At 47.9% G+C, this 22,278-nt stretch carries 22 protein-coding genes and 1 other annotated feature; of the genes, 19 read left to right on the forward strand and 3 right to left on the reverse strand.

From position 1 onward, the window contains the following. Positions 1 to 37: 37 nt before the first annotated feature. Positions 38 to 568, forward strand: a complete 531-nt coding sequence (locus M4D81_RS18455; RefSeq protein WP_260067556.1) for a hypothetical protein — start codon at positions 38 to 40, stop codon at positions 566 to 568. 216 nt (positions 569 to 784) lie between these two features. Here M4D81_RS18455 and M4D81_RS18460 read toward each other — a convergent pair whose 3' ends face one another. Next, complete coding sequence (locus M4D81_RS18460; protein WP_260067557.1) at positions 785 to 1,654, reverse strand: cation diffusion facilitator family transporter; 870 nt, start codon at positions 1,652 to 1,654, stop codon at positions 785 to 787. 279 nt (positions 1,655 to 1,933) lie between these two features. Between M4D81_RS18460 and M4D81_RS18465 the strand changes: the two genes are divergently transcribed. Then, positions 1,934 to 2,515, forward strand: a complete 582-nt coding sequence (locus tag M4D81_RS18465) for a TetR/AcrR family transcriptional regulator (protein WP_260067558.1) — start codon at positions 1,934 to 1,936, stop codon at positions 2,513 to 2,515. Positions 2,516 to 2,592: 77 nt separating this feature from the next. Beyond that, complete coding sequence (locus tag M4D81_RS18470; protein ID WP_260067559.1) at positions 2,593 to 3,216, forward strand: MBL fold metallo-hydrolase; 624 nt, start codon at positions 2,593 to 2,595, stop codon at positions 3,214 to 3,216. A 182-nt stretch (positions 3,217 to 3,398) separates the two neighbouring features. Here M4D81_RS18470 and M4D81_RS18475 read toward each other — a convergent pair whose 3' ends face one another. Then, on the reverse strand, positions 3,399 to 5,345 hold the full coding sequence (locus tag M4D81_RS18475; RefSeq protein WP_260067560.1) for an elongation factor G: 1,947 nt from the start codon (positions 5,343 to 5,345) through the stop codon (positions 3,399 to 3,401). 283 nt (positions 5,346 to 5,628) lie between these two features. Here M4D81_RS18475 and M4D81_RS18480 point away from each other — a divergent pair, with 283 nt between their 5' ends. The 4 genes from M4D81_RS18480 (at position 5,629) to M4D81_RS18495 (ending at position 9,868) form a co-directional block, all read left to right on the forward strand. Beyond that, positions 5,629 to 6,072: a GNAT family N-acetyltransferase gene (locus M4D81_RS18480; protein WP_260067561.1), complete on the forward strand. Its 444-nt coding sequence runs from the start codon at positions 5,629 to 5,631 to the stop codon at positions 6,070 to 6,072. Between the two features lie 411 nt (positions 6,073 to 6,483). Then, positions 6,484 to 7,227 (forward strand): metallophosphoesterase family protein, encoded by a 744-nt coding sequence (locus tag M4D81_RS18485; RefSeq protein ID WP_311200681.1) that lies wholly within the window; start codon positions 6,484 to 6,486, stop codon positions 7,225 to 7,227. Between the two features lie 37 nt (positions 7,228 to 7,264). Next, the gene (gene infC, locus M4D81_RS18490) at positions 7,265 to 7,753 is read left to right on the forward strand and encodes a translation initiation factor IF-3 (RefSeq protein ID WP_071224248.1); all 489 of its coding nucleotides are present in this window, start codon (positions 7,265 to 7,267) and stop codon (positions 7,751 to 7,753) included. Between the two features lie 96 nt (positions 7,754 to 7,849). Next, positions 7,850 to 8,108: a binding site (T-box leader), on the forward strand. Between the two features lie 77 nt (positions 8,109 to 8,185). Then, a complete protein-coding gene (locus tag M4D81_RS18495; RefSeq protein ID WP_260067562.1) occupies positions 8,186 to 9,868 on the forward strand; it encodes a glutamine--tRNA ligase/YqeY domain fusion protein in 1,683 nt (560 codons plus the stop codon). A gap of 147 nt (positions 9,869 to 10,015) precedes the next feature. On the opposite strand, the gene M4D81_RS18500 is transcribed toward M4D81_RS18495, so the two are convergent. Further along, positions 10,016 to 10,879, reverse strand: a complete 864-nt coding sequence (locus tag M4D81_RS18500) for a pentapeptide repeat-containing protein (RefSeq protein WP_260067617.1) — start codon at positions 10,877 to 10,879, stop codon at positions 10,016 to 10,018. Between the two features lie 201 nt (positions 10,880 to 11,080). On the opposite strand from M4D81_RS18500, the gene M4D81_RS18505 reads away from it, so the two are divergent. The 12 genes from M4D81_RS18505 (at position 11,081) to M4D81_RS18560 (ending at position 22,151) form a co-directional block, all read left to right on the forward strand. Beyond that, entirely contained in the window at positions 11,081 to 12,022 is a 942-nt protein-coding gene (locus M4D81_RS18505; RefSeq protein ID WP_260067563.1) for a tetratricopeptide repeat protein, read from the forward strand. A gap of 216 nt (positions 12,023 to 12,238) precedes the next feature. Beyond that, positions 12,239 to 12,664 (forward strand): DMT family transporter, encoded by a 426-nt coding sequence (locus tag M4D81_RS18510; protein ID WP_260067564.1) that lies wholly within the window; start codon positions 12,239 to 12,241, stop codon positions 12,662 to 12,664. Between the two features lie 51 nt (positions 12,665 to 12,715). Then, the gene (locus M4D81_RS18515; RefSeq protein WP_071224240.1) at positions 12,716 to 13,417 is read left to right on the forward strand and encodes a Crp/Fnr family transcriptional regulator; all 702 of its coding nucleotides are present in this window, start codon (positions 12,716 to 12,718) and stop codon (positions 13,415 to 13,417) included. 39 nt (positions 13,418 to 13,456) lie between these two features. Continuing rightward, a complete protein-coding gene (locus M4D81_RS18520; RefSeq protein WP_071224238.1) occupies positions 13,457 to 13,915 on the forward strand; it encodes a DMT family transporter in 459 nt (152 codons plus the stop codon). A gap of 33 nt (positions 13,916 to 13,948) precedes the next feature. Next, a complete protein-coding gene (locus M4D81_RS18525) occupies positions 13,949 to 14,353 on the forward strand; it encodes an NUDIX hydrolase (RefSeq protein WP_260067565.1) in 405 nt (134 codons plus the stop codon). 339 nt (positions 14,354 to 14,692) lie between these two features. Beyond that, complete coding sequence (locus tag M4D81_RS18530) at positions 14,693 to 15,958, forward strand: MDR family MFS transporter (protein WP_260067566.1); 1,266 nt, start codon at positions 14,693 to 14,695, stop codon at positions 15,956 to 15,958. A 178-nt stretch (positions 15,959 to 16,136) separates the two neighbouring features. After that, positions 16,137 to 16,589, forward strand: coding sequence for a DoxX family protein (locus M4D81_RS18535; RefSeq protein ID WP_260067619.1), 453 nt, complete (start codon positions 16,137 to 16,139; stop codon positions 16,587 to 16,589). 29 nt (positions 16,590 to 16,618) lie between these two features. Then, positions 16,619 to 17,245: a TetR/AcrR family transcriptional regulator gene (locus M4D81_RS18540; RefSeq protein ID WP_260067567.1), complete on the forward strand. Its 627-nt coding sequence runs from the start codon at positions 16,619 to 16,621 to the stop codon at positions 17,243 to 17,245. Further along, positions 17,242 to 17,703, forward strand: coding sequence for a DUF2269 family protein (locus M4D81_RS18545; RefSeq protein WP_071224228.1), 462 nt, complete (start codon positions 17,242 to 17,244; stop codon positions 17,701 to 17,703). The genes M4D81_RS18540 and M4D81_RS18545 overlap by 4 nt, the downstream gene beginning before the upstream one ends. A gap of 175 nt (positions 17,704 to 17,878) precedes the next feature. Beyond that, positions 17,879 to 20,386, forward strand: coding sequence for a WG repeat-containing protein (locus tag M4D81_RS18550; protein WP_260067568.1), 2,508 nt, complete (start codon positions 17,879 to 17,881; stop codon positions 20,384 to 20,386). 110 nt (positions 20,387 to 20,496) lie between these two features. Further along, positions 20,497 to 20,907, forward strand: coding sequence for a hypothetical protein (locus tag M4D81_RS18555; RefSeq protein ID WP_194542257.1), 411 nt, complete (start codon positions 20,497 to 20,499; stop codon positions 20,905 to 20,907). A gap of 26 nt (positions 20,908 to 20,933) precedes the next feature. After that, positions 20,934 to 22,151 carry an MFS transporter gene (locus M4D81_RS18560; protein ID WP_260067569.1) on the forward strand — a complete coding sequence of 406 codons (1,218 nt, stop codon included), beginning with the start codon at positions 20,934 to 20,936 and terminating at the stop codon, positions 22,149 to 22,151. Positions 22,152 to 22,278 lie beyond the last annotated feature (127 nt).

The following is a 22,278-nucleotide window of genomic DNA, read 5'->3' on the forward strand; positions in this document are numbered from 1 at the left end:
TAATTCTTGGTCTATTTGTATGTCAGGAGAATATGACTTGAATTTTCTAATGTTTGTAGCTAGTGTACATGGACTATTAACAGAAGAATTCGAAGAAAGTACCTGGCCCTCTAGTCAATTTTCAAGTGTTGGGCGAAGTAATCAAAAACTTCAAGAGCAATGGAAAAAGTTGTGGAATCAAAGCATTTATAAAAAAGGGCTTCTGAAAATGAGTAACCAGAGATATTTAGTTTTAGATCCCCCTGATTTTTCAATGATTAGAGAAGAAGGCCTAAAGGATATGCTGATAAATATGTGGCCGTCATTTATTAATTGGTGGAGCATGCCTGCAGGCGGTCAAACTGCGATGAATTATTGGGAAGCTAAACCAGATCTTATAGCTTTTGTGCAAGAATTCGAAAATCAAGCCGGAAGAGAAATAAAACCATTTAAGTTACATGTCGATTTAGTATATACAGGACTGAAAGAACCAATTGAAGTGAATAACCAATTCATAATAATGCCCATTAAAGCTGAGTATTTATTGAAGAAAGATTGGTGGATTAAGAGATTTAAAGAGCATTATTGAGTGTAAGAAGAGCAGGTCGTATAACAATATTCACGCTGGGGCCTATGTTTCGTTAAAAGTTATTGATAAATGATGCAGCGCTTTAGGTTGTCAGCTATGTGATTTGCCAGAACATATAGCAGAGCAAGAAGTGAGAGGAATAAAGTGAAAGGTCCGGCCAATTAGAATGTGGCCGGACCTTCTTCGTTGCTTATAACACTTGGTAATTCTGGAGGCTTAACTTGGTTCTATATGAACATGTACGTCATAAACGCCGTGTGTTTCTTTTAATTCATGTTCCACCTGGTCTGAAATATCATGGGCGACCCGGATATCCAGATTCGACCTGACCAGGATGACGATGTCGACAACCGTGTTGCTGCCATAATTCCTTGCCCGAATGTCCTTGACTCCCTTAACGCCAACCACTTGCTTTACGGTTTCTTTGTAGCTTTTGACAATGTTCTCATCGAAGCCGTCGGTTAAATGATGAGAGGCATCCCGGAATATATCCCAAGCGGTTTTACATATCAGGAAGCCTACCAATACAGCGGTCAGCGGATCGAGCCACGGCACATGAAATTGGGCGCCGATGATCCCCACGACCGTGCCGATGCTGACCCAGGCATCCGAGAGATTGTCTTTGGCCGCTGCCATAACGGCTTGACTGTTTACTTTGCTGGCTAGGCGCTTGTTGTAGCGGTAGACCAAGAACATCACAATGGCGCAGCCAATACCGGTCCACGCGGATAGAAGATCAGGCGATTCATGGTTGCCTTCAAACATGGAAGAAACGGCCCCGAACAGGACTTGGATCCCGACGGCCATCATAATAAAAGAGGCGATCAAGGAGGCTACCGTTTCCGCTTTCCAGTGGCCGTATGGATGATCCCGATCCGCAGGTTTTTGTGATAAACGCAGTCCGATCAATACAGCAATGGACGCCACGATATCTGTAGCATTATTTAATCCGTCCGCCCTCAAAGCCTCGGAGTTCGCGGTGTAACCTATCAATAATTTGATTGCAGATAAACAGATATACGCAATGATACTGATGATGGCACCTTTTTCACCCAATTTTAAATCATGATAACGTTGTTGTTCCAAATCTAGCCGACTCCTTCCACACGCCCCAAAAAATAGTACCTGACTATATTACCAAGCCGAGTAGGGGTGGGTCTAGAGCAACGTTTTTTCCTATCACTTAATAAGTGACAAGGGGCAAAAAGAGTTGCACTGGACTAAGAAAGATAGTTCGAGGCTATGGTCTTGGCATATGAAACTGAATACTGGATGGATGATAGTATTAGATGACGATTGACATTAATATCCAAGGAGAGTAAGATCAGTTATATACTAAATGGTACATAACTGGGGTGAGAGTGGTTGGCACGTCCGCGGGAATTCGATATGCATAAAGCATTGAACAATGCGTTGGAGTTATTTTGGGAAAAGGGTTACGAAGCGACCTCCATTACAGATTTAACGACCAGGATGGAGATTAGCCGGCCGAGCCTATACATGGCTTTTGGAGATAAACGTGCGTTATTTATGAAGGTATTGGACATTTATATGGACCAGTTTCTTCGGAAACTCGAGTCTATTCTTGCTGCTAATGGATCGGGGTACAAGGGGATTGAGGCATTATTTCGAGATATTGTTGAATCGGTCGATGACCGTGGAATAAAGCGCGGTTGCTTGTTCGTAAACACAATGACGGAGCTTGCCGCACATGATGAGCAAATCGCGTTAAAAGGCCGTGAGTATCAGGATAAGGTATCACAGTTTCTGGCAAACGTGTTGACCGAAGGAAAGGAAGCGGGAGACATTGCGCAGACCATCGACGTTCATTCCACGGCACACTTTCTAATGCTGGCATTGGTTGGACTTTTCGTGGTCGTAAAAATAGAACCCGCCCCGGTTGTTTTGAAACACAGTATAGAAGTTACTTTGGGTGTATTGAGATAATTTTTTTGATCATTATATACCAATTGGTATATAAAAGTGCTAGCGCATATTATAACTTTTGTAAGGAGATGGTTGGAATGCGATGGAAGCAGCTGACTCGTCACGTGTGGGGCGGATATGTATATTGGCCATTGCCTGTCATGGTATGGATCGTTGAAGATCGGGACGGATTAACGCTGGTTGACGCAGGGATACCGTCCATGTGGAATTCGTTGTATCAAGCGTTAAACGTCCGCTTCAAGAATAAGCCCTTAGTACGGGTGCTGCTTACGCACAGTCATGGGGACCATGTGGGGATGCTGCCGAACCTGACTCGGACCTTGCAGGTTCCGATTGTAGTACACCCATTAGAAGCGGACCGGATATCTGAAATCTCCTCTAATCCAATCAAATCCCTGGATTTGGACCATAAGTATGGCGGGTTAATCCCTTATCATACACCGGGACATAGTCCGGGGCATGTGGTATTCTATCATCCTGACGACCAAATTCTTCTCGCAGGCGATCTGTTCACAGCATTCTCCGGCAAACTCCGCAGACCCATTGCGAAATTTACGCCTGATATGGAAGAGTCACTTCGGAGCGGGAGGATTCTTGAACGACTGGACCCTAAGCTTACGGCTTGCGCCCATTGCGGTGTTGTTAAACATGCGTCATCGCAATATCCCAAGCTGCTTCGTAAAGGTCATGGCAGTCGGTAGTCTTTGATTGCTTTCACTGTAAACAACCACATGATAACGGCTTTACAGCCCTTATCCCCGGTATATACCTCCAGTTCGGAATTGAATGCCAGAGACTATCCTTTAGAAGGAAAACGGATCGAACAAAAAAATAGCGGGCGAGATGATCTCTCGACACCGCTATGGATTGACACGTACGTTCTTTACATGATCTTGTTCAAATAAAGCATATATTCACCGCGGTTCAGCGGGTTGACTTGTCGCCGTTTATTCACAGGGATGGTGGCTTGCACCTTCACGTAGCCTCCTGGTTTAACGGAGAGCATCCCCTCACCGCTTGTCAGGGAATGGACTTCGGCTTTCAGCAAGTCGGTCGTCCGTACGGGGATGGTACCATGAACGTGGACAGCATGGTTGTGGAATGTTGGTTCCTGATAGGTCCCTTCCAGTGCCGCCAACTTGGACAATACTTTGCTTAGGCTGATTTCAGGCAGAATGAATTGGATGACGTTGATAGGCTCGTAGACTTCCGTTCCGGCTTTGCCCAGCGCAGCCATGAGGACGAGCGGGGTCAGGCTGCGAAAATCCTTTGCCGTCGAAACCGGACTTGCGTAACCGGTATGCGTCAGCGTCACGATAATATCGGTCACGGTCCATCCATACAAACCTTCCTGCAGCACCTCAATCACCGTATCTTTGATCGCTTTCTGAAAGGATAAGGGGAGAGAGCCCAGTTCCACTTCCAGACGATACTGAATTCCGGTTCCTCTCTCGCCAGGCTCAACCCGTAAGCCAACCGTTGCATAAAATGGACACTCGCCAATAAATTCAACAGCCTCTCCGGTAGCAACAGGCTTCTCGATACAAATGACCCGCGGAGCTGAAAATACTGCTTCGATGCCGTATTGCTGCTGGATCGTTTCCAGCAGAATTTCCTGCTGGACTTTACCGAATACGTGGATGATGTTTTCCTTGGTTTTCGAATCCTGGATATATTGCAGGAATGGATCCTCTTCGGTGAGATCGCTTAAGGCCGTGTGAAGCTGATGCTCCTCCGCGGGATTCTTGGCCGAGACCTGGATTTGAATCGGCGGCTTCTGAAAGTGGACCCTCTTCATCCTGTCGGAAACAGCACCGATGACGTCGCCCACCTTGAGTTCATCGGTCATGAGAATCGCAATGTCTCCGGCATCGATCTGATTCACCGGTATGGATTTGCCGTGGTGCAGAGCATGTAGGTGTTTTACCTTGAACATGGTGATGTTGCCATTCTGCGTTATCACCGTAATCTCGTCTCGCGCCTGGATACTGCCGGCGAACAGCCGGAGGTATACGTTCCGTTCTCCGTTCGGAAATTTGATTACTTTGAACACCAGGCCGGATAACGATTCATGCTGAAGCTCCGAGGCGTTATTAACAGGGAAATATTCGCTAAGCGCATGAAGCAGCGGCTCGATGCCGATCCCTTTGGCTGCTGATCCTGCAAATAGAGGGTAAGCTTTACCTTGCTGGGTTTGCCTGCGTAATTCTCCCTGCAGCCGCTCGCGTGATATGGGAATATCCTGGACATAGTCGTTCAGCAGATCGTCATTGGACAGAGCCAACATTTCGACCCACCCGGCGTTATGGGGATCGGCCACGTCTACCCGAACGGTTGCGCTGCCCTCATGAGTTACAGAGCTCATCTCGCAAATATGTTCATCCAGCAGATTCCGTATCATGGTAAAGACATTATGGTAATTCGCGCCCATTCGATCGATCTTGTTCATGAATAGAAGGGTGGGAATCCGTTGTTCTTTCAGCGTTTGCATGAGCACCCGCGTCTGGGCCTGTACGCCCTCAACCGCGGAAATCACCAGAATGACGCCATCCAGCACACTCAGTGAATGCTCGACCTCCGAGATGAAATCGGCATGTCCCGGCGTATCGATCAGATTGATTTTTAGATCGCCCAGCATGAAGGATACTGCAGCGGATTTTATCGTGATGCCCCGTCTTCGCTCAATCTCCAGCGAATCCGTGATGGTATTGCCTTGGTCAACGGAGCCTGCTTGGTCAATAATGCCGGATCTGAACAGGATTTGCTCCGTTAGTGTGGTTTTACCGGCATCAACATGGGCCAAAACTCCAATATTCAATATGTTCTTCATATATCATAACCCTCATTCGTTTCATAGTTAGTTGTCCTTTCCGTTGGAAGTTATGGTTCAATTGCCGCATGTAAATCGCCTCCGTGTGAAATAAAAGTTACTTCTAGTTTATCCATTGAGAGCTGATCGGAATATGTAATAAATACTTATAATCGTTCATTATCTTGCTCTAAATCTGGTAACGTGCAGCGTCTTATTTGAATTTACATATTTAATACCGTGAAAAATGGTCGGCATTGGATTAGGATAAAGGCATACACCATATATTGAAGGAGTCTTGCATTTGATAACACTTCATGCCATAGATAAGGACAATTGGGAGGATTGCATCCGTCTTAAACCTAGACCTGAACAGGAGAAGTGGATTGCCCCCAATCTATACTCGATAGCGGAAGCTCAATTCATGGAGGGATTCAAAACGCGTGCGATCTACCATGATGAAGAGATGATCGGATTTGTGATGTATGGCCTGCACCCGCACGATGATAACTACTGGATCTACCGGTTTATGATCGACGGCAAGTTTCAGGGACTGCATTATGCCAAACCTGCGATTCGTCTGGTTCTCGAGGAGATTCGGTACTCGCCGGATACAACAGACGATGTTATGCTCTGTTATAAATCCGAGAATGAGCATGCAAAAAGGCTATATTCCCAAATCGGGTTTAAAGAAGTCGGGATTGCTCCATGGGGAGATGTGATGGCTAAATATAGTTTTATAAAATAGGCTGTAAATAGAAATACCGTGCGTTCAACCATTTCTTATGGCAGAACACATGGTTTTTTTAGCTGGATTCTGCATGTGTGCGAATTGAATTGAACCTCCTCTAACCATTCCATCACTTTACCGTTTGGACTATATACGTGAGCATTTTTCGCTATAAGCGGAGGTTCGCCTGGCGAAAGGGTGCTCGGTTTCTTACAAGGCGTTGCTCAGAGTTGAAGTGATGTTGAAATAAAGGAGAATATGCTATTATACCTAAATAACAAAGCAGCTCGGATTTGGATGTCCTAAAATTATAAAGTGACAAGGAGTAACATCGGTTGAAGAGCTTGTTGATTTTCATAATCAGCCTGAAGAACCTGCTGGAGAACAGATTGGTATTATGATTAGGGTAGGGAGGGGACTACGATTCGAATATTAGCGATTAGCGACATTCATGGCTGCTACGATGAATTCAATCGGTTATTGTCTGAAGTGGAGTACAATCCCGCAAAAGATAAGCTGATCTTGCTTGGGGATTATGTGGATCGCGGGTTAAGAAGCAGGGAAGTCATTGAGCAAGTGATGAAACTGCGGGATGAAGGTGCCATCACTCTTCGCGGAAATCATGACCAGATGATGCTGGATGCCATTTTGCTTGATACGGATGAAGCGAACTCGCGCTGGATTCGCAATGGAGCTCGGCATACGATTGAAAGCTACTGCGGCGCCGATTTTTTTGAGGGTGAAATGGATCGTGCCAGATATAACGAAGGGAAAGCCTATATTAAGAAGGAGTTTGAGCATCATCTATCCTTTCTTGATACGCTGGCTCTCTTCTATGAAACAGACACTCACATATTCGTGCATGCAGGGATCAATCCGGGTGTTGATGACTGGAAGTTGCAGCCTCACCATGATTTTATCTGGATACGGGAACCATTCTTCAATTATCCTACAGGCATCGACAAAACCGTGGTGTTCGGGCATACGCCAGCGGTCAACCTGCATGACTCGGAGCACATTTGGTTCTGTGGAGAAGGGGACAAAATCGGTATTGATGGAGCGTGCGTGTACGGTAAACAGCTGAACTGTCTGGAAATCACGGAAGAGCAGGAATACCGAACCCATTCTGTTCGGTTCATGCACCATGATGTGAACGCAAAGGCAGAGCAATGAATGAACGAACACCTACTTTTAATAGGAGGATCTATCCATGTTAATGATGAATGAAAAGATAAAAGCACGCGAAGTAGAGCTGACCGGCTTAAACGGCGAAGATCTGGGAGTCGTCTCCAGGGATGAGGCGCTTGCGCTGGCGAAAAGTCACAAAGCCGATTTGGTGTGTACCTCGCTATTCAGCAGTCCCCCGCCATGCAAACTCGTAAGCCGGGGGCAGGCGAAGCAGGAGGCCGTGAAAGAGAAGAAGGGTCAGCAAGCTTCAGCCGGTCCGATGAAAGTAAAGGAATTCCGCTTGTCCGTACATATCGAAGAGCATGATTATGACACCAAGCTGTCGCAAATGCATAAGCTGCTGGCAGCGGGCAAAGCAGTCCAGCCCGTTATTCGCATTCAAGGCAAGGAGGGCGAAGCCGCCCGCAAACTGCTGGAGCGACTCGTGCAAGATCTGGCTGAGGTAGGCAAGAAGGAGACGGGCATACAAGTCAGCGGCAAGCAGGCTACGGTGAAGCTGCTGCCCATCTAATCGAACGGGACAAATTTTTCATTGCATCGGAGTTTCATTGTAGTTGACGTTTTACGGTTTACTTTTTATTTTTTTGATGATACTATGGATCAAATTGTAAACGCCATGAAGAGAAGAGTAAATGAACAGGAATCCCTACAGAGAGCTCCGGTAAGCTGAAAAGGAGTTGGAAGCCATTCATTGAACCAAGCCTCTGAGCGGCGCATCGGAACTTATGGATAAGGGATGGTGCGACAGGAGCTCCTGTTATAGAGCTAGGGTATAAGCGATCGCGTGATGGCCGTACCTGATAAGGCTGGTATCGTGAGATATCGGCGAATAGGGGTGGCACCGCGAAACCAATCTCGTCCCCAAGACTTATGTCTTGGAGACGGGATTTTTTTGTTTTTGACGGAAATAAGACAGATCAAACAACGTAGGGAGGAGTCAGGTATGAGCGACGACAAGAACAAAGGAGAAGAAACGGTGGATTTCTTGACCAAGATGATCAAGGAGGATGTAGAGAACAGCGTGTATAACAGGCCGGTGGCTACGCGATTTCCGCCGGAGCCTAACGGCTATCTGCACATCGGCAGCGCCTATGCGATTTACATCAATCATTCCATCGTCCGCCGGTTTCATGGAACATTCAATCTTCGGTTCGACGATACGAACCCACTGAAGGAAGATATCAAATATGTGCACGCGATTCAGGAGGATATCGAGTGGCTTGGACTTAAGCCGAACGTTTATTTCGGTTCGGATTATGCGGATCAAATCGCTGAAGCGGCCAGGAAACTCATTGCCAAAGGGAAGGCTTATGTCTGCGATCTCACACCCGAACAAATGACGGAATACCGTGGAACACTGACCGAAGCCGGCATCAACAGCCCGTTTCGGGAGCGCAGCATTGAGGAGAATATGGCGTTATTTGAGCAAATGATCGCAGGAGCATTCCATACGTCGGAAAAAGTACTTCGAGCCAAAATCGATATGTCGTCCCCCAACATGAATCTGAGAGATCCCGTCCTGTATCGTATCATTCATGCAGAGCATTACCGGACAGGAACAACGTGGTGTGTGTATCCGATGTATGATTTCGCCCACCCGATCCAGGACTGGATCGAAGGGATTACTCATTCCCTATGCTCAGCCGAATTTAAAGATCATCGACCGCTATACGAGTGGGTACTTACGGAGCTGGAAGTAATCGAGCCGCCGAAGCAGCGGGAATTCGGAAGATTGAATATCTCGGGATACGTTACGAGCAAGCGATACCTGAGGGAATTGGTGGAGGGGAGCTTTGTCGACGGATGGGATGACCCTAGACTGCCAACATTGAAAGGATTACGGCGGCGAGGCGTGACACCTGACGGCATTCGGCGTTTTCTGGGCGAACTCGGGGTGTTTCGCGGCAACAGCCTGGTGGACTCGGGCATGCTCGATCATTATATCCGTCAAGATTTGAAGGAGCGGTGTTATAATGCAATGGCTGTCATGAAGCCGCTGAAGGTGATCATCACGAATCTTTCAGAAGATTGCACCGAGATGCTTGCCATACCGAATCATGAAAATGATGATACGTTGGGTGAACGGGAGGTTCCTTTTTCACGGGAGCTGTACATCGAGCAAGAGGACTTTATGGAGGAGCCCGTTCCTGGATTTCACCGGTTATCTCCTGGCAAGGAAGTGCGTTTGAAAGGAGCCTACTTCATCAAATGCGAACATGTCGTGAAAGATCCAGCCACGGGGGACATCATGGAGATCCACTGCACGTATGATCCATTAACAAAGAGCGGGAGCGGATTTAATGAGCGGAAGGTGAAAGCAACGCTGCATTGGGTGTCTGCGAAGCACGGGATCCCGGCCGAACTTCACTTGTATGATAAGCTGCTGAAGGAATCGGCCGAGTTATCTGAATCGAACAACGTATGGGAGGAGCTAATGAATCCCGCATCGTTGATTCGCATCGAAAATGCTATATTGGAGCCTTCGATGCAGGAGGCGACCCCAAACCGAACGTACCAATTCATCAGACACGGCTATTTCTGCGTGGATTCCAAATATACGACCGAACGCAGACTGGTGTTTAACCGTATCGTTCCATTGAAGGATTCATGGAAGAAGCCTATGTGAAGTTAAAATACAATTCCATAACTGAAGAGTTTAAAGGCGTTAAGTGTAGGTGATTCGGCCACCTACCAAAAAGCCGGCTGCAAGTTAGCTGCCGGCTTTTTGGTGTTGGTAGTAAATCTTCAACTGTTCTACCCGATATATTCAGCGTTAACGCGTCCAATGGTCCGGTCGAGATAAGGATGGAGGCAATTTGGTAATGGCGTCTCCTTTTGCCGCGTTAACTTGGAACTGAGTAAGGAAGAGGCTGGTCGCCAGATTGGCTCCCCTCAGGTCTGCGTCCCTGAAATCGGCACCGATCAGATCGGCAGCCCGCAGATCGGCTCCTCTGAGGTCCGCGGCAATAAGATAAGCTCCTCTCAGATTGGCGTTTCTTAGGTCTGCTCCTTTAAGTTTAGCTCCCATCAGATCAGCACCGCGGCCCCCGATCTTTTGACGCACGGGCGGTCCCTTATGCTTCTTGCGCGCATCATCCCGTACAAGCTCACTGGTCCGAAGAAGCAGCTGATTCACGTCTGCCCGATGAGCTGCAACATCCAGCCTTAACAAGGATTCGGGAGGAAGCTGAGTCATCCGTCTCGTCTCTTCCAGCGACAATCTCAACTCGGTATGAATGTCTTGAGCCGGCTGCAAAGTCAGGGCTTCGTTCAAATACCATAACAGCTCGTGAAGCTGTCGCATGATCGGGAATACGTCATACATTTCTTTTGCCGTCCCAGGAGCCTGCCGCCAGTCGCGTCCGTTATAGGTAACCTGTGAAACCATTTGTCCCGCTCCGAAGCAGTCGTATACGGTGCAGCCTCTCATACCTCGCTGCCTCAAGCTGCTGTGCACACCGCAGCGGAAATCGGATTGCAGATGGTGACAAGGGGTTCCGCCGTCTTTGTCTATGGCAAAATCCGTGGAAGCGGCGAAAGGTAAAGCGACGCAGCATAATCCAAAGCAGCGTTCGCAATCCGCTTGTAATTGTAATCCACCCTGTCCATCGGGACCTTGTTCTTGTTTGTCTGGCATCATGTTAGAGGAGCTCCTTCCAGTCGGTGTTACGTCAATAAAGTGACATCTATTATTTCTATAATAAAACAAAATGATCATAGAGTCATAGATGCAATCTTGGTTTAAACGGTTTTATACCATGTGAAGGGATTAAAATCAGAAGCCCCGGATGCTATAATGCACCTTAAGCATATGGACGAATAGATAAAGGGGAATAGCATGACAACAAACCAACTTGCCTTGGAGGCAATTGAATCGAATGATTACGAACGTGCATTGTTACTGTTTCAACAGGCTGTCAGGGAGTCGAGAGATGTTCAATCTCTTCATAACTTGGCGTTTTTCTATGTTCACGAGGGATTAAGGAACGACCAGGGCTGCTGGGAAGCGGCCGAAGATCTAGCGATTGAGCTGTTGAAGGAGTGCATCGAGCTTCAGCCCCGATCCTATTTTCCATATCATTTGTTAGGAGAGGCATACCTGAATCTAGAAAGATGGGAAGAAGCATTGGCAGCATTAGAACGGGGGCTCCGAATTTATCCGGCCCCTGCAGCGTTGCATAATGCAGCCGTGGCAGCCTATCGTCTTGGGAATGTGGAAGTGGCCGTGACGTATTTTGGACAATCTGCAGCCGCAGGCGAGAACGAGTATACGAAATATGAATATGCGGCCTGTTTAGTTGAAACGAAACGATATGGCGAAGCGCTTGCGATGATCGAGAAATTGATGAGCGAGACAGACGACTATATCGGAGATGTCGAGATCGCGGAATTGTATCTGGAGATGGGGCAATACCATTCCGCCGTTACCTTTTACGAGAAAGGCTGGCGCGAATACGCGAAGGATCCTCGTTGGGTGAATCGGTTTATCTATTCGCTGATTCGTACTGGACAGAATCAAAGAGCAGAAGAGATCGCAGCTGAGGCGGTACAGGAAAACAGGGCATGGATTGCCGATATTCAGCATGATCCGGAAGAAGATGAGTTTGATGAGGAAAACCAGGCAAGCATCCGCTTCGCCTTGGACGATATTGAAAATTACCAAACGATCATTACCCGTTTCACAGAAGGGGAATATCCCGTCATGGATCATCGTCCCTCCATGCTGACCGCTTGTTATTGGTTCGGCTGCAAAAGGCATGGGCATCCTGAATATGTATAAGTCACCGCATCGTGGCAATCCGTTAAGCTGCCAAGGAAAATCCGGCAGCTTTTTTGTATGTTACATGCCAAGCCGACCGATAGTATATAATGAAATTCGTGTCTTTGGACATCGCTATATTTGGAATTTCCTTCATTTCAGGACATATGTCCTTTCCTGAGTTTGGGGAATTCACTTTTAATAGTATACAGACCTATAGAAGAAGGAGTATGTATCGTGAGAGGAATCTTATTTGCATTCATTGGCGGTGCCTGTATTACGCTGCAGGGGGTGGCCAATGCCCGGATTAGCCAGGATATGGGCACATGGCAAGCTGCGACCGTTACGCAGTTGACCGGATTTATTATGGCTTTGGTCATTTTGCTGTTCGTCCGGGACGGAAGCAGACAAGGATTGGGACAAGTGAAGCCGCTCTATCTAATCGGGGGAGCCTTGGGGGCACCCATTATATTCAGTGAGGTGACAGCGATTCAGAATATCGGCGTCACATTAACGATATCCGCATTGTTGATCGCCCAGTTATTCTTGACGTTCCTGATTGACAGCAACGGATGGTTCGGCGTGGTGAAGAAGAGGATGAGCTTGCCTCAATTCATTGGGATTGGGATGATGATCGCCGGTGTCGTGATAATCAAATTATGATATGGAAGCAAGTGATCCATTAGATGAAATGTCGGGAAAGGAGAGAGAGACGTGAAGGAAATTCATAATGCGGAGCTCATGCAGCATTTTTTGCTGAGCAACCAGATCCAGTCCGTATTTCACGATGATTTAATGCCATATCTGGTGTTATATCACTTCGATCAGGGCGACATCGTCTGCACGCAAGGCGAGCCAGCCGAGATGCTGTATATCCTGGTTCAAGGGAAGATTAAAATCTTCACGACCTCTGCAGAAGGCAAGGCGCTTGTTCTATCTTTCAAAACACCGCTTGAGGTGATCGGAGATATTGAATACATTCAAGGCAATCCGTTGATCAATACGGTACAGGCCGTATCATCTGTCTATATGATCGGCGTGCATTATCGCTGGCTTCGCAAATACGGACAGGAGCATCCGCCGCTGCTGCAATTTTTGCTCCGGATCATTACGCGGAAGTTTTATATTAAATCCAATTTCTTGAGTTTTAATTTGCTGCATCCTGTCGAGGTGCGACTGGCCAGCTATCTATTATCCGTTTCTGACGAAGAGTCAGGCACGTTCGCTGCAAACGATCCGGCCGCTTACAATCTGACGGATATCGCGAATCTGCTCGGCACCAGCTACCGGCATTTAAACCGGGTGATTCTGAAGTTCAGTCAAGAAGGGCTGATCGAGCGCCGCAAGGGGTTCATTCTGATTAAGGATCGGGAAGCGTTGACGAGTGTGGCGGGAGGCAACATCTACGAAGAATGACGCTTGGTGAGGATGAAACATGAAGTAAGGAGATGGAACATGTTAGCAGGATTGGTATTGGCACTAATTGCAGGATCATTGGTTAGTTTGCAGAACATATTCAATAATAGAGTGAATGAGAAAACAGGCTCCTGGTCTACAACGACGTTGGTGTTAGGCATGGGCTTCGTCGCTTCGTTTGGCATGAGTCTTGTTGTAGAAGGCAAAGGGACATTCTCCCTTCATAATATGGAGCCTTGGTACTGGATTAGCGGGTTGATTGGGGTCGGCGTGGTGATTTGCCTGGTGCAGGCGACAAGGCTGCTGGGTGCCACCTTCGCCATTTCGATTGTCATGACCTCGCAGCTCGGTTTTGCACTATTGTGGGACTCCTTGGGATGGTTAGGGTTAGAGAAGGTTCCGTTTACCATGAATCAGCTGATCGGTGTACTTGTCATTGTTGGCGGGATTCTGGTATTTAAATTAGGCGGGAAACGGGAACAACAAGAGACGGCTTAGCGTTAAGCTTATCTGATGAGGGGAGGAATCCATATGATAACGGAGATTGACAAAATCGCCTGGATCCACATCGCGGAAGGACGCATATTGGGCGCTCGTTCCAAAGGAAAGGATACGTACTACTTGCCGGGAGGAAAGCGAGAACCCGGGGAATCCGATATCGACACACTGGTGCGGGAAATCAAGGAGGAACTATCCGTTCGTATCAAACCGGAGACCGCGGCGCATGCTGGCAGCTTCCGCGCTGGCGCTCACGGCAAATCGGAGGGCGTTCGAGTAACGATGTCCTGTTACACGGCGGAGTATGAAGGAGAGCTAAGCCCGGCTTCGGAAATTGATGAATTGGCTTGGTTAACGTACAAGGATCGGGAGCGGGTCTCTGAGGTCTGCCAGATGATCTTCGATCATCTGCATGAATTGAAGAAGCTGGCTGACTAAGTCCTGTTGGAGAAGCAGCCTGCATCCAGGATGCAGAATTTAATGAGTGAGTATATTCAATGTCCAGACTGGTCCAACGGAAGGATAAATCAACACATCCATGCATCAAAAAAGACGCTCCTGCGGGAGCGTCTTTTCATATATGGAACAAATGTTCGTTTTGTGGGTCATCTAAATTGAATCGGACGTATTCGGCTTTCATATTATTAGTATAGCTCAGCGCTTAATATAAGTCTATATTTTGCCAGGGAAATGTTTTATAGTTTGTAATACCCGGCCGGGGGACGTGGTATATCGCATTTTTTTACTTGTGCTGTTCGGATAGAAAGAGGGAGTCCTGTGCAAATACGATTATGGAATAATAACTTAAAGGTTCGATTATTGGGTGAAGCGCTGTTCAATATGCTGTTTTGGATGTACTTTCCCTTCATAACGGTTTATTTCGGAGCAGCTTTAGGCAATCATATCGCGGGAATCCTCATGACGGTTCCTCCCATATTCAGCATCATCGGCAGCTTGCTCGGCGGCGCATTAGCCGATCGGCTGGGACGCCGCCCCATCATGCTGCTTGGCGCCTCGCTGCAGACGGTCATGTTTGCGCTGTTCGCGCTGTCGCCTTCGCACTGGATCGATTATGCCGCTTTTATCGGCATCGGATTCGGGGGCGCCATCTATAGGCCTGCCAGCTCCGCGATGGTAGCCGATCTGGTCCCGGTTGAAGAACGACGGCAGGTATTTGCAACGTTCATGACGGCGAACAACTTGGGAGCCGTGCTTGGTCCGGCGCTTGGGGCCATTTTCTTTTTCCAGTATCGGCAGGAGCTTCTGTGGTCTTGTTCCTTCGTCTTGCTGATCTATTTTATCGCGATTTTCTTCATCGTTCAGGAAACCCTGCCGGCGCCTGCAAAACGCACGAAGCCGACAGGTTCGATTTTTCAGGTATTCAAGGAACAGTGGAACGGATATGGCGTCATTTTTCGAGATAAGGTGTTTTTGGTGTACATATTGGCGGGGGTTTTTGCCCTTGTGGCCATCATGCAGCTGGATCTGTATTTGGCTGTATATGTGATCGATTATGTACCATCCCAGGCGCTGTTCTCCTGGAACGGACATTCGCTTATGCTTTCGAGCACGGAGATACTAGGGTGGGTGCTGGGGCTAAACGGTCTCTTGTTCGTTCTCTTTATTCTTCCGGTCACCAAGTGGTTTCGGGATTGGAAGGAGCGTGACGTCTTCGTGCTGTCTTCCCTGTTATCCGGAATAGGCACTTTTGCACTCGGGCTGAACACAAACATCTGGTTCCTATTCTTCGTAACCATTATTTTCACTTTCGGCGAAATGGTCCGTTCCCCCGTGACGCAGAGTTTTATCAGCCGTTATGCCCCGGAGCATGCAAGAGGCCAGTATATGGGAGCTGACAGCTTACAGTTTACGATCGGAAGATTTCTGGCACCGGTGACGGTCTTTCTGTCTTCTTGGCTGCAGCCTATGGGTATATTCAGCATTATCTTACTATCGGCATTAATCAGTGTGGTGCTGTATATCCTGCTATTTCGAATGTACGAAGAAGAAAAAGACGCAGCAGAACAGAGGCCAGGCCTATGATAAGAGAGTAGTAATGAGAGCAAGCCTGGTTGGAACGCAGCCGCAGGCTTGCTTTCCTTTTTATTCGACGCTGAACGTGACTGAAGTCTTTAAAGGAATAAATTTGAAATTCATATTTACAAACCGATGGTCGGTATATATAATAAAGCTACAAATATACGGAGGGTTGGTGAAGGTCATGATTCCGTTTATAGCCATGTTGGTTTCGCTTCTTTTGTTTCGGACGCTCGGCTTTGCAGGCTGGGAGTATATGAATGACTGGGTTATCTCACTCAGATTTGCGGTTGCGGTCCTGTTTCTGCTAACGGCTTCTGCCCACTGGGGAAAACGGAGACCCGACTTAATCGCCATGATCCCGCCAGGAATACCGAAGGCTGCGCTCATGGTTACCATCACCGGGGTGCTGGAGCTTGCAGGCGCGATGCTCATCCTTATTCCGGCTACAACAGCATGGGCCTCTGCCGGTCTTGCGCTGATGCTGATCGCCATGTTTCCCGCCAATGTATACGCAGCGAATCACCATTTGTCACTTGGCGGTAAGCCGGTCACTCCAATCGTACCGAGAACGTTTCTCCAAATCGTGTTTCTGGCAGTGGTTCTCATGGCGGGCTGGCTTCCACCTCAAGGGTAATCAACTTATCATCAAGGAGGAATTAATAAGTGAAGCAGGAAGAAAGGCGAGAGCAAACCAAGCGAATACTGCTTGAAGCCACGGAAGACCTGATTAGGGAGCAAGGCTGCAGCCAAACCACCCTTAATGACATCATGAAGCGTTCCGGTTTGTCTAAAGGCGCCATATTTCATTATGTTTCAAGTAAGGATGAGCTGTTTGTGCACGTATTACGTGCTAAGCTTGCCGAGCAGAACGAGCAGTTCATGAGCGAAGTGAACAAGCAAGGGGACATCAAACAGTTTGACGGACCGATGAATACGATTATCAACAGCATGTCGAGACTGGAAAGTCGTGATGATGTCAGCAACCTGATCTTCATGTACCTGATTGGCAAAAGCGATCAGCCCGAAATCGCCGACATTGTGGCTGGCTTCTATAGGGAAGCGACAGCCACTTCGAAGCAATGGATTGTCACAGGCCAGGAAGCAGGGGTTATACCGGAATCCATCGATGCGGAACGCACCGCCGAGCTGTTCGAGCTGTTGTCGTTCGGACTGCGGATGCGGGGGCTTATCGGCGTAAATAGTCATGTATTCACCACGAAGGATTATACGGATTTCATCATCGATATTCTCCGACCCGGGAACGGGGAAGAGGGGAAGGATGGCCTATGACGCTGTGGTTATTTCTGCACATCGCCGGATGCGTATTATTTCTCGGCAATATCATTACGGCGGCATTCTGGAAAATAAGAGCTGACCTGAAAGGGGATCCGGCCGAAGTTCATAATACGGTTAAGAATGTTTTGTTAGCCGATATGGTATTTACCCTGCCAGGTTTGCTGCTAATTATCATTTCAGGCGTTATGATGGCTGTTCAAGCCGGATATGCAATGGGCGGAATGAACTGGCTGATGGCCTCATTGATTCTGTTTGGCGTTACGGGGATCCTGTGGGCAGGTTTTTTGATTCCGCTGCAAAAAGGGATGATTCGCCATAGCATGCAATCCATTAGGGATGGGGTCATATCCGCCGGTTATAAAAGAGCTTCGACGTATTGGGCGGTAGGCGGGACAATAGCCACGCTGCTGCCGATTGTTATTTTATACTTCATGGTCAGCAAACCATTTTGAAGTGAAGAGAACGATCTGATTGCCTAACGTGATCAGATCGTTTTTTTTAATTTGCGTTCATCCGACAATGGAACACAGGGGTGAGACGCCCCATCCTGCCCGCCTGCAGGTGCATATTTGACCATCGTCTGCATACAGTTAGGCGAGAAAGCTCTGAATAAGGGAGGATGCCCAAATGTCCGTTAATGATCAGCAGCTGGCACGAATCGCTAAGGCCTATCTGACAAACGGTGCTGAACTTGTACGAATCGATAAATCTGCTGAACATCCTGCAGTTATTGCAGCCGACGTAACGGGAGATCACATACCGGAGATTGCTGGTGTGTCCCGATTCAATGAAACACTATATTTATTTGTGCTGCAGTACCGAAACGGTGAATATGAGGTCGTAGCCAATGTCTTGGGGCAGGGATATGCGGTTAATTTATTGATCGCGGCCCCGGTGTTGAACCCTCATATGAATCAATTGATTGTGGGATGGCAGCTCGGTTCCATCTGGTCAAAATTGTCGATATACGCTTGGACACCAGAGGGCCTCCAAGATATCGCACCTGCCGATATATATTACAGTTATATCGAAATTGCCGATATGCCAGGTGCTTCAGGTCCGGATGGTCAGGCTGAAATTGCGCTTTGGATCCACGATACAGGCGAAGCTTATCGAGTCGAGGTCGTCAGGTGGAGCCAGGGGGCCTTAGCCACTGCACCGGATGTATACCCCTATTATTATCCTGTCGTTGTTAGGTACTACGAGAGACTGACGCAAGAACATCCGGATTACTCATATTATTGGTATTACCTGGCGGAGGCACAGTATCGGGCCGGAATGCCGGAAGCAGCCTTTGTGTCGGTCCGCAAAGCACTTACGTTCGCAGAACCTTACCCGGCGCGTGAAACGCTGCTTGAACTTGAGAAACGGATCAAGGAGATGCTGGCAAGCAGAGGGCAGTCTCAGCAGCATGTCGGGTTATTTCCGGCATCCGTGAAAACGACGAACGGAACGAAGTGGGGATACATTGACCGCAGCGGAAATATGGTCATTGAGCCGAAGTACGATGATGCACAGGATTTTCAGGACAATGGTCTCGCGATCGTAGGCGTGAAGGGGAAGTACGGCCTCATCGACAGGTCTGACCGTTTTGTAGTGAAGCCTATATATCAGTTCATCAGCCCGTTCTCGGAGCATCGAGCGACCGTGATCGATGATCAAGGTTTTAAGATGATTAACGAACAAGGAGTAGTTCTGACACGACGAGGTTATCCGTATATCGCAGAACTTAAAGAAGGAAGAGCGGTTTATTATGTAACCGATAATGGCAGTGGCGATGGCGCGAACAGCAGATACGGCTATTTAGATTCCGCAGGCCAAGAGGTAATCCCGGCGCAATTTGAGGAAGCGAATGATTTTGTCGATGGCAAAGCTGTTGTGAAAATCCAAGACCGTCAATACGCGCTCATTGATCTCCATGGCCGCCGATTGGCCAATTATCCATTCGCCTACGTCGGACCGCCCGGCGATGGCTTGCTTGCTTATCAGAAGGATAGCACTGGCAAATACGGCTATATCGACGAGCAGGGGAACATCGTCATTCCGCCGACCTATACTTCGGCATTTCCTTTTCATCATGACAGAGCCATCGTCAACACAGCTGAAGATTACAAGTCGAAGTATGGCGTCATTAATAAGCAGGGAGAGTGGGTCATCCAGCCGGAATATAACGATATTCGAGATTTGAATGAAGACCGGTTTGCGCTTGGACGTGCGATCGATCCAGCACAGCCGTATATCGGCTCGATCTATTCCATTGCAGATTGGGATGGAAAGAGGTTATCCGATTTTGTATACCGTGAAGTATCGGAATACAAGCACGGATTGGCATCCGTTTACGATGCACAGCAGACGTTTTTTATTGATCGAACCGGCAGACCGGCGCCGGGGTATCCTCAAGTGAACGGCAGCGGTTCGCTCACGCTCGAAGCAGGCGGGCTAATTAAGGCTTTTGTCGATCAGCGGCTGTCTTACCTAGACCGGTCGGGTCACGTCATCTGGAAGCAGAACACGGTGATTCCGCTGCAACCACCTTATAAGGTAATGGAGGAAAAGTACAAACCCAATCCGGATTACTTGGTCTACTATCCACAGATCGAAGGTATGAGGGATCAGGCAGCTCAGCAAACGCTGAATACGAAGCTTAAAGAAATGTCACAGTTGAAATTCATTCCTGAGAATCAACAGCTTGATTACACGTATACAGGCGATTTTGACATCATTTTCTACAAGCAGAAGCTCCTAGAACTAGAGTTGAACGGTTATAACTATCCCTTCGGTGCCGCACATGGCATGCCAACCAAAGTTTACGCCGTGATCAACCTGGAGAACGGAAGGATGTATGAATTGAAGGACTTGTTTAAGCCTGGCATCGATTATGTGAAGGAGCTCAGCCGTATCGTTGGCAAGCAGATACAAGAGGATCCGCAGTATTCGTACGTATTCCCGGATAGCTACAAGGGAATTGCAGCAAACCAGCCCTTCTATGTAACCGAGGACGCGTTGCATCTGGTGTTTGCACCGTATGAGATCGCTCCTTACGCAGCCGGTTTTCCGACATTCACAATTCCTTTCGCTGAGATCAAGGACATGATCAATACGGAGAGTGAATTTTGGAGGGCGTTTCATTCCTGAGCTTTCATTTCGGGAATAAAAGCCATACCTAACCTTTCCATATTTTCAAACAAGGATTAGAATAGATGAGGACTCCACTTACATACGAAGCTGGGCTTGGAGGTTTGGTTATGGCAGATAGTGTCACAGGCAAAAAAGATTTCGTTATCACATGCGCTGAGGATTGCGGGAACGCACCGAAGAAGGAGCTGCTTAAGAAACTCCACATCGCTATGGCTGGCATGGACGCACAATTTATGAATGAGAATTTCACGGATGGGATTCAGCTAAATTACGTTGGGGAAAGAATCGTTCAAGGGAAGGAACAAGTGATTGAATCGTTATGTCAGGTGAAGTATGGCAAGACAGTCGAACTGCATATTCATCATCTGATTACACATGGCAGTACCGGCGCAGCGGAAGGGATCCTTGTATTCGATGACCGGAAGCGCCTGGCATTTTGTAACGTGTACCGGTTTAGCAGCGGTAAAGCTGCCAAAATTAAGGAGATCACTTCCTATACAATCCCATTGTCTGAATGATCACGTCGTAGAAAGGACCTTAATTTGTGGTAACTTTTTTTCTTCTTATTATTTATTTGGCCTTTATTAGTTTAGGGCTTCCCGATTCCTTGCTTGGGGTTGCCTGGCCGGCCATGCAGCCAGAGATCGGCGCAGCCTTCGAATCCGCAGGGCTGCTATCCATGGTCGTAACCGGAGGCACGATTGTATCCAGCTTGGTCAGCGGAAGTTTGATTGAACGCTTCGGGACGGGTATCGTTACGTTTGTCAGCTGTTTGTTGACGGCGAGTGCGCTCCTGGGCTTTTCGTTTGCGCCATCGCTGTTCTGGCTGATTTTGCTGGCGATTCCGCTTGGATTAGGCGCTGGGGCAGTCGATTCGGGGTTAAACAATTACGTGGCGAACCATTATAAGGCCCATCATATGAGTTGGCTGCACTGCTTCTGGGGCGTAGGCGCAACGTTAGGTCCCATCATCATGTCCTATTCCATGGGGACCAATGATGCATGGAGAGACGGATATTATACCGTATCGATGCTGCAATTCGCGCTGGTCTTCATCCTGCTGCTCACGCTTCCGCTCTGGAAGAACGTGGCGGGCAAACATCAGCCCCAAGGCATGGAGGAAATACATACGAGAAATGAATCAACGGAGCGTGATGAAGCTACCGCGGACAAACCAGGAAACCCGCTTCAAATTAAAGGGGTCAAGTTTACTTTGATGGCATTCTTATTCTACTGCGGAGCGGAAATGACCGTCGGTTTATGGGGGGCTAGCTTTCTGGTCGGGACCAGAGATTTACCGTTAGAAACAGCAGCGGTGTGGGTTTCCATGTATTATGGAGGCATCACGGTCGGCCGATTCATTACCGGATTCGTAACGCTGAAGTTCAACAATCTCACGCTTATCCGTGCCGGACAGATGACGGCCATTGCAGGGGCCATCCTGTTATTGCTGCCGCTGCATCCCTATTTGTCCCTAATCGGATTGGTTGTCATCGGACTCGGGCTTGCGCCTATATTTCCTTGTTTGCTGCATGAAACGCCGGCCCGCTTCGGCAGAGCCCATTCATCCAGAATCATGGGCTATCAAATGGCTGTAGCCTATACGGGTACCACGATACTGCCTCCACTGTTTGGCATCGTTGCGGCCCAAATATCGATAGGTTTGTTCCCCGTCGTCATTCTATTATTTGCCGTGATGATGCTGCTGAGCTCCGAGAAAGTTAACCGTATCCTTTATAAAAACGGAAAGAGCGCGGTTTGATTAGAACCGGGCTCTTCTTTTGTCCAGAGTTACCACGTATACCGTATAAACCTTGCAGGCGCACTATTCTATTTTGGACAAACCTGATACATTATATGAATATAAAAAAATAGACAGAGTAGAGGTG

The organism is Paenibacillus sp. p3-SID867 (genome assembly GCF_025142895.1).
Classification (GTDB): Bacteria; Bacillota; Bacilli; order Paenibacillales; family Paenibacillaceae; genus Paenibacillus_AQ.

What these genes read in the sequence shown, in the direction of transcription:
- M4D81_RS18470 (WP_260067559.1), top strand. Translation starts at nt 2,593, where the DNA reads ATGCGATGGAAGCAGCTGACTCGTCACGTGTGGGGCGGATATGTATAT.
- M4D81_RS18475 (WP_260067560.1), bottom strand. Translation starts at nt 5,345, where the DNA reads ATGAAGAACATATTGAATATTGGAGTTTTGGCCCATGTTGATGCCGGT.
- infC (WP_071224248.1), top strand. Translation starts at nt 7,265, where the DNA reads ATGTTAATGATGAATGAAAAGATAAAAGCACGCGAAGTAGAGCTGACC.
- M4D81_RS18495 (WP_260067562.1), top strand. Translation starts at nt 8,186, where the DNA reads ATGAGCGACGACAAGAACAAAGGAGAAGAAACGGTGGATTTCTTGACC.
- M4D81_RS18500 (WP_260067617.1), bottom strand. Translation starts at nt 10,879, where the DNA reads ATGCCAGACAAACAAGAACAAGGTCCCGATGGACAGGGTGGATTACAA.
- M4D81_RS18505 (WP_260067563.1), top strand. Translation starts at nt 11,081, where the DNA reads ATGACAACAAACCAACTTGCCTTGGAGGCAATTGAATCGAATGATTAC.
- M4D81_RS18520 (WP_071224238.1), top strand. Translation starts at nt 13,457, where the DNA reads ATGTTAGCAGGATTGGTATTGGCACTAATTGCAGGATCATTGGTTAGT.
- M4D81_RS18525 (WP_260067565.1), top strand. Translation starts at nt 13,949, where the DNA reads ATGATAACGGAGATTGACAAAATCGCCTGGATCCACATCGCGGAAGGA.
- M4D81_RS18535 (WP_260067619.1), top strand. Translation starts at nt 16,137, where the DNA reads ATGATTCCGTTTATAGCCATGTTGGTTTCGCTTCTTTTGTTTCGGACG.
- M4D81_RS18545 (WP_071224228.1), top strand. Translation starts at nt 17,242, where the DNA reads ATGACGCTGTGGTTATTTCTGCACATCGCCGGATGCGTATTATTTCTC.
- M4D81_RS18550 (WP_260067568.1), top strand. Translation starts at nt 17,879, where the DNA reads ATGTCCGTTAATGATCAGCAGCTGGCACGAATCGCTAAGGCCTATCTG.
- M4D81_RS18555 (WP_194542257.1), top strand. Translation starts at nt 20,497, where the DNA reads ATGGCAGATAGTGTCACAGGCAAAAAAGATTTCGTTATCACATGCGCT.